This is a genomic window from Streptomyces sp. NPDC007875 (genome assembly GCF_042868035.1).
Lineage (GTDB): Bacteria > Actinomycetota > Actinomycetes > Streptomycetales > Streptomycetaceae > Streptomyces > Streptomyces antimycoticus.
In genome coordinates this window covers 1-4,876 of the sequence record NZ_JBIADZ010000088.1, presented here as the reverse complement: position 1 = coordinate 4,876, position 4,876 = coordinate 1, and the positions used below count along the sequence as shown (strand labels likewise).

Annotated in this window: 2 protein-coding genes; both read left to right on the top strand. The window is 70.5% G+C overall.

Annotation, left to right across the window (positions count from 1 at the left end; all coding sequences use genetic code 11):
* Nucleotides 1-3,929: SDR family NAD(P)-dependent oxidoreductase (locus tag ACFYOY_RS48965; protein ID WP_388594592.1), on the top strand; the 3,929-nt coding region annotated here is incomplete at its 5' end.
* Between the two features lie 26 nt (nucleotides 3,930-3,955).
* Nucleotides 3,956-4,876: beta-ketoacyl synthase N-terminal-like domain-containing protein (locus ACFYOY_RS48960; RefSeq protein ID WP_388594589.1), on the top strand; the 921-nt coding region annotated here is incomplete at its 3' end.

Genomic DNA, 4,876 nt, shown 5'->3' with positions numbered 1-4,876 from the left:
TCCCCGTGGACTGGACCGCGCTGCTCGGCGACATCCCGGCTCATGCCGCCCTGGATCTGCCGACCTACGCCTTCCAGCACCAGCACTACTGGCTGGGACGGCGAGGCGAAACGGTGGACGCGGCCGCGCTGGGACTTGCCCAGGCCGACCATCCGCTGTTGGGCGCCGTCACCGAACTGCCGGAGTCGGGGGGCCTGCTGTTCACCTCTCGACTGTCGCTGCGGACGCATCCGTGGCTGGCCGACCACGCGGCGGCGGGCACCGTGCTGCTGCCCGGGGCGGCGTTCGTGGAGCTGGCGGTGCGCGCCGCTGACGAGGTCGGCTGTGGTGTCGTGGAAGAGCTGATCGTCGAAGCACCGCTCACCCTGCCCGAGCGCGATGGTGTGCAGGTGCGGGTGAGTGTTGGCGCACCGGACGATTCCGGTCGTCGCCCGGTGGCGGTGCACTCACGTGGCCAGGACGATTCCTCAGAGGTTCCTTGGAATCGCCACATCAGCGGCACGCTTGCCCAGGAGCTCCCCGATGAGCTGGACGCGGACCTGACGCAGTGGCCCCCCACCGGGGCGGTGGCGGTCCCGGAGGAGCGGGTACGTGGCATCTATGAGGAGCTGGAGGCCGGCGGTTACGGATACGGTCCGGCCTTCCGTGGTCTGCGGGCCGCGTGGACGCGGGGCGACGAGATCTATGCCGAAGTGACCCTGCCCGAGGAGCTGTCGGCCGACGCCACCGCGTTCGGGCTGCATCCCGCACTGCTCGACGCGGCCCTGCACGCCACCGCGTTCCGCGACCGTGCCGAGACCCAGGCAGGGCCCGCACTGCCGTTCGCCTATCGCGGAGTATCCCTGCACGCCTCCGGCGCTTCGGCACTGCGCGTACGTATCACGCCCAACGGCAAGGACGGGGTGGGCCTTCGACTCGCCGATCCGAGCGGGGCGGCGGTCGCGGTGGTCGAGTCGTTGGTGTCACGGCCCATGCCGACGGCGCTGCTGGACGCCGTCACACGGACGTCGACGGACCAGATGTTTCTCGTGGGGTGGGAGGAGCTGCGGGTCACCGCCGCCGAGGCATCACTGGACACCGTCTCCGTGTACACCGCGCGGGATGTACGGCAGTTGGCCGCCCGAGCCGACGCACCGCTTGAACCCCCTGCGTCCGACGCGGCTGAGTCGTCCGAGTCGGCCGAGGCGCCGCCGGTTCTGCTGTACGAGATCGGCTCCGGCGATGCTGTAGGTGACGACACCGGCGTGGCCCGCGCGCGTGAGCTGACCGGCCAGGTGCTGGACGTGTTGCAGACGTGGCTGACCGAGCCCTCGCTGGAGGACTCTCGCCTGGTGGTGCTGACGCGGGGTGCCGTAGGGGTGCGGGACGCCGATCCGGTGGACCCGGCGGTCGCCGCGGCCTGGGGGCTGGTCGGCACCACGCAGTCGGAGAACCCCGGGCGGATCCTGCTCCTCGACGTGGACGAGACACCGGCCTCCACGAAGGCCCTGCCCACACTGCTGCCCGCCCTGCTCGCCGGAGACGAACCACAGCTCGCACTGCGCGGAGGCGTTTGCCATCTGCGCCGCCTGACCCGGGCGACAGCCGACGAGGCACTCGTGGCGCCGGAGGGAGAGCCCGCGTGGCAGCTGGGCACCCGCGGTCCGGGAACGCTGGAGGGCCTGGCGCTGCTGCCGTCGCCGGAGGCGCTGGCGCCACTCCCCCCGGGCCATGTCCGGATCGAGACACGTGCCGCGGGACTCAACTTCCGCGATGTGCTGATGGCGCTGGGCATGTATCCCGGCGAGATCAGCATCGGCAACGAGGGCGCCGGTGTGGTCACCGAGGTCGGCCCCGGTGTCACCCGGTTCGCTCCGGGTGACCGGGTCATGGGGCTCTTCGAGGGTGCGGGTGGCCCCATCGCCATCGCCGACTGCCTCACCCTCGTACACCTCCCCGAGGGGTGGTCCTTCGAGCAGGCGGCCGCGGTCCCCTGCGTGTTCCTCACCGCCTACTTCGGGCTGCGGGACCTGGCCCGGCTGGAGCCCGGGGAGTCGGTCCTGATCCATGCCGCCGCCGGTGGCGTCGGCATGGCCGCGGTGCAGTTGGCCCGGCACTGGGGCGCTGAGGTCTACGGCACGGCCGGGACGGCCAAATGGGACGCGGCGCGCGCTGCCGGTGTCCCGGAGGGACGGCTGGCCAACTCCCGGACGCTGGAGTTCGAGCAGCGGTTTCTCGAGATGACCGGGGGCCGTGGCTTCGATGTGGTGCTGGACGCCCTCGCCGGCGACTTCGTGGACGCCTCACTCCGACTGCTGCCCAGGGGCGGCCGCTTCATCGAGATGGGCAAGAGCGATATCCGGGACGCCCAAGAGGTCGGCACCCAGCACCCCGGCGTGGCCTATCGGGCGTTCGACCTGGCCGAGGCGGGTGGCGAGCGCATCCAGCGGATGCTGACCGAGCTGGTCGACCTCTTCGAGAAGGGGGTGCTGACTCCGCCGCCGGTGACCGCATGGGACATCCGGCGCGCTCCGGCCGCCTTCCGCTTCATGAGCCAGGCGCAGCACATCGGCAAGAACGTGTTCACCCTGCCGCGCCGACTGGACCCGGAGGGCACCGTGCTCATCACGGGCGGCACCGGATCGCTGGGCAAGGTGGCCGCCCGGCGCCTCGTGACCGAGCATGGCGTACGGAATCTGGTGCTCACCAGCCGGAGCGGACCCCAGGCCATCGGCGCGGCCGAGCTGCAGAGGGAACTGACCTCACTCGGCGCACGGGTACGGATCGCGGCCTGCGATGTGGCAGACCGCGACGCCCTGGCCGAGCTGCTGTCCTCGCTGCCCGGTGACGCGCCACTGACCGCCGTGGTGCACAGCGCCGGCGCACTGGACGACGGTGTGATCACCGCATTGACCAGGGAACGACTGGACACGGTCTTCGCCCCGAAGGCGGATGCCGCACTCCACCTGCACGAGCTGACCCGGCACCTGGATCTGGCGGCCTTCGTCCTGTTCTCCTCGGCCGCGGGCACGCTGGGCAGCCCGGGGCAGGGCAGCTATGTGGCGGCCAATGCCTTCCTGGACGCGCTGGCACATCGACGCCGCTCCCAGGGCCTCCCGGGCATCTCCCTGGCCTGGGGACTGTGGGCACAGGGAGCGGGGGTCGGACTGACCGGCCACCTCACCGACGCCGACCAGCAGCGCATGGTGCGCGGGGGAGTGGCCGGACTGTCGGAGAGCGAAGGCGGGGAACTGTTCGACACCGCGCTGCACATGCCCCAGCCGGTGGTGCTCCCCATGAAACTGGACCCCGGCGCACTGCGGGCCCAGGCCGCCACCGGACCGGTGCCACCGCTGCTCCGTGGCCTCGTACGGCAGAGTCGGCGCACCGCTCGGACCGCCACCGACATGGACGCCTTCACCCAGCGCCTGACCAGGGCCACGTCCGAGGAGCAGGAGCAGATCCTGCTTGGCCTGGTCTGCCGGGAAGCCGCTCGGGTCCTGGGCCACGCCTCCGCTCACGCCATCGGCCCGGACCTGGTGTTCAACGAAATCGGCTTTGACTCCCTCACAGCGGTGGAACTGCGCAACCGCCTGGCCGACCACACCGGGATAGGCCTCCCGGCCACGCTGGTCTTCGACTATCCGACGCCCACCGCCCTGATGCGCCACCTGCGGATGAAACTCTGCCCGGACGCTCCACCCGCGCAAAGCCACACCGGCAGTGAGGAGGACCTGCGCCGCGCGCTGGCCAGCACACCGCTGAGCCGCTTCCAGGAACTGGGCGTCCTGGACACCCTCATGACGCTGGTCCGGGAATCGGAAGCGGAGCAGCCGGTGGACGGGCAGTCGGTGGGAGAGCAGCCGGCGGACGGGCAGTCGGCCGCCACGATCGCCGATATGGACGTCGCCAGTCTGGTGCAACGAGCCATGAGCAAGGCCGGGAAGTAATGTCGGTTCGGAATGCGGAGGCCGGAATGACCACTCCCGAAGCGCAGGTCGTCGAAGCGCTGCGTGTCACGCTTATGGAGAACGAGCGGCTCGAGCGGGAGAACGCCGAGATACGCCGTGGCCTGTCGGAGCCGATCGCGATCGTGGGGATGGCGTGCCGGTTGCCGGGTGGGGTGACCACGCCGGAGGAGCTGTGGGACCTGGTGGTGTCCGGTGGTGACGCGGTCGGTGGGTTTCCGGAGGACCGTGGGTGGGATCTGGAGAACCTCTTCGACCCGGATCCGGATCATCCGGGCACCAGCTATGTCCGTGAGGGTGGCTTTCTGCGCGACGCGGGGGAGTTCGACGCGGGCTTCTTCGGGATCTCGCCGCGTGAGGCGCTGGCGATGGATCCGCAGCAGCGCATCATGCTCGAGACCTCCTGGGAGGCGTTTGAGCGCGCCGGGATCGATCCGACCGGGTTGCGTGGCAAGGACATTGGCGTCTTCTCCGGCGTGACGTACCACAGCTACGGCTCCGGAGCGCGGGTCCCTGAGGAGCTCGAGGCGGTCATGGGCACGGGCACCTCGGCGAGCGTGCTGTCGGGGCGGGTGTCCTATGCGCTCGGCTTCGAGGGTCCTTCGGTCGCGGTGGACACGGCGTGTTCCTCGTCGCTGGTGGCCTTGCATCTGGCCGTACAGGCGCTGCGGTTGGGCGAGTGCTCGATGGCGCTGGCCGGAGGGGTGACCGTCATGGCCAATCCCGGTATCTTCGTCGGCTTCTCGCGTCAGCGTGGTATGTCCAAGGACGGCCGTTGCAGGGCGTTCGCGGCCGCAGCGGATGGCACCGGCTTCTCCGAAGGCGCGGGCGTGCTGCTGGTGGAGCGGTTGTCTGATGCGGAGCGTCTTGGGCATCGGGTGTTGGCGGTGGTGCGGGGTTCGGCGGTGAATCAGGATGGTGCGTCGAAT